Source organism: Sheuella amnicola, from assembly GCF_010499255.1.
Classification (GTDB): Bacteria; Pseudomonadota; Gammaproteobacteria; order Burkholderiales; family Burkholderiaceae_B; genus Zwartia; species Zwartia amnicola.
In genome coordinates this window covers 1-2,550 of record NZ_JAAGRN010000021.1, presented here as the reverse complement: position 1 = coordinate 2,550, position 2,550 = coordinate 1, and the positions used below count along the sequence as shown (strand labels likewise).

The following is a 2,550-nucleotide window of genomic DNA, read 5'->3' as shown; positions in this document are numbered from 1 at the left end:
GTATGCGTCCGGCCAACCCATCTTGACCATCTGCCTGCGGTGCAAGTTTGGCAGTGACGGTTTTCGAAGCGTATCAGATCGTCTGTGGTTGCCAGTTGTGTGGCAGCAGATCCGTGATCTGGCGATAGGGCTGCGTGGGTAGCCGATTCATCACATCTTTGAGATAGGCGTACGGATCCAGGTCATTGAGCTTGGCTGATTGGATGAGACTCATGACAGCAGCGGCACGCTGACCGGCTCTGAGCGATCCGGCAAAGAGCCAGTTAGCTCGGCCGATGGCGATTGGACGAATCCGATTCTCGACATGGTTGTTGTCGATCGGGATGCGACCGTTATCGAGATAGCGAATCAATGCATCCCATCTCTTGAGCGTATAGTCCAGCGCTCGCGCGATGGCCGTGCCATTTGTTGCCTTACTGCGTTGCAGGGTGAGCCATCCGTGAAACTTATCCATGATGGGTTTGGCTTTGGCCTGGCGTATTCGCCATCGCGCGTCAGGCTCTAGGTCTCTGGCCTCCCGCTCAATGTCATAGAGGTGACCGATGATGACGAGCGCCTGTTGGGCGATCTCGCTCTGGTTGGCTTCAAACAGGTCATGAAACTTGCGTCGTGCGTGTGCCATGCAACCCAGCTCGGTGATGCCTTGGGTAAAGAGCGCGTTGTAGCCCGCGAAGTCATCAACGAGGATGCTGCCTTGCCAGTTACCGAGAAACTCCCGGGCATGCTTGCCCGCCCGGGTTTCGGTAAAGTCGTAGATCACAGCCTTCAGGTTCTCGAACTGTCCTGGGCTGTAGGCCCAGATATAGGCTCGGTGGGTCTTGCCATTATCGGGCTTGAGCATGCTGACTGGGGTTTCATCAGCGTGCAGGATGTCGTGCCTGAACACTTCGGCCTTGAGGGCATCGACCAAGGGCTGTAGCTGCACCCCACAGGCACCTACCCAGTCGGACAGCGTCTGGCGCGAGAGCGGCACACCGGCTCTGGCAAAGATCTGCTCCTGGCGATAGAGCGGCAGGTGATCCGCAAACTTTGCCACCAGTACATGGGCTAACAGTCCGGTGGTGGGCAAGCCCTTGTCAATGACGTGTGCGGGCACGGGAGCCTGGGTGATCGTCTGGCAGCTCGTGCAGGACCATTTGCCCCTGACGTGGCGCTCGACAGAGAAGAGTCCCGGGGCGTAGTCGAGCTTCTCGCTGACATCCTCGCCAATGCGCTTGAGTTGACAGCCACAGGCACACTGTGTGCTCTGGGGTTCGTGATAAATATCAGTGCGTGGCAGGTTGGCCGGGATTTGCATGCGGCGCGGCAGCTGTTTGGGCCCCTCAGGCAACTTGGCTGGAGTCAACTGCTCAAGCTCTGCGCCAATGGCCGCCAGGTCCGTGTCCATCGACTCTTCAAAGAGCAGGCGTTGTTCAGTCGTGAGGTGTTCACTCTTGCGGCCATAACGCAGCTTGCGATGGTACGCCAGCTCAAAGGTGAGCTTGGCGATGATCTGTTCTTTCTCTTTAACCGTGCGGCGGGCTTCATCAATCGCCAGTGTTTGCTCACCGATGGTGGCAATGAACTGCTTGGCAAGACTCCTGAGAGCCTCTTCGTTCATGCTGTGTAGTTCTTGCTCGGTGACCATGAGGTGTATGCTGACACAAGCCTACGCACGAGCAAATGATCACATTCACCAATTGATTTTTATGCGCAAATTCGAGCAAACTTCACACCATCAGACATCACCAGACCGTGACCTGGCTTGGCTTTCCAAGGCGCTGCCAGGGCAAGCCAACCAAGAGCGCATCCACCTGGCTGTGGGTGAGTTCGATCCGCGTACCCGCTATATCCTGAATCCGCGCAAAGTGACCTTCGTGAAGTCGCCGTACTGCCAGCCAGACACCAAACCCATCGGTCACCAGCACCTTCAGGCGATTGGCACGCCGGTTGGTGAAGATATACGCATGATGCGCCTGAGCCGAACCAAACACCGCCACGACCTTGCCAAGCACCGTCTCCATGCCAGCACGCATATCAATCGGTTCCACCGCCATCCAATATTGCTGGATCCGGATCATGCCAGCCAGTCCCGGATCCATGCACCACAGTCGGAGGCCGCCGACGCAGGCCAACGGATGATCACCTTACTATTGCCACGCACACATTCAATCTGGATCTCTTCTGGTGGCGCATCTGCCCGATCAGGAACGGACGGGTAAACTGGGGCAGAATCGATGACATCAGTGTCAGTTCCGCCTAGGGCGTCAACCACCGTGACGGGCAAAAATGCAGGTGCAGCGTGTCGACCCTCCCGCTCATGCTCCCGCAGCCAACGATGCAGAACATTGGAGTTGATGTTGTTGTCCTGGGCAATCGCAGCGATCGAGGCACCGGGTTGGTGGCAGGCATGGATGATCTGGGCTTTGAAGTCTGCGCTATAGGCCCGACGCTCTCGCCGGGTCTTGGTGCTAATGGGCGGTTTACTAGTCATCGTGTCCACAATCTCCTATCGCGGACACTATCGCGGTTTGCTAAACCCGGCTCAAGATGACTTCACCGGACGCATAC

Annotated in this window: 3 protein-coding genes; all 3 read right to left on the bottom strand. The window is 57.2% G+C overall.

The window, feature by feature from the left end; all coding sequences use genetic code 11:
- Positions 1-73 precede the first annotated feature (73 nt).
- The 3 genes from tnpC to tnpA all read right to left on the bottom strand — a co-directional run bounded on the left by tnpC (position 74) and on the right by tnpA (position 2,473).
- Positions 74-1,627: an IS66 family transposase gene (gene tnpC, locus G3I67_RS14810; RefSeq protein WP_163656344.1), complete on the bottom strand. Its 1,554-nt coding sequence runs from the start codon at positions 1,625-1,627 to the stop codon at positions 74-76.
- Between the two features lie 97 nt (positions 1,628-1,724).
- Positions 1,725-2,060: an IS66 family insertion sequence element accessory protein TnpB gene (tnpB, locus tag G3I67_RS14805; RefSeq protein WP_163656343.1), complete on the bottom strand. Its 336-nt coding sequence runs from the start codon at positions 2,058-2,060 to the stop codon at positions 1,725-1,727.
- Positions 2,057-2,473 (bottom strand): IS66-like element accessory protein TnpA, encoded by a 417-nt coding sequence (gene tnpA, locus G3I67_RS14800; protein WP_163656342.1) that lies wholly within the window; start codon positions 2,471-2,473, stop codon positions 2,057-2,059. Before tnpA ends, tnpB begins: the two co-directional genes overlap by 4 nt.
- Positions 2,474-2,550 lie beyond the last annotated feature (77 nt).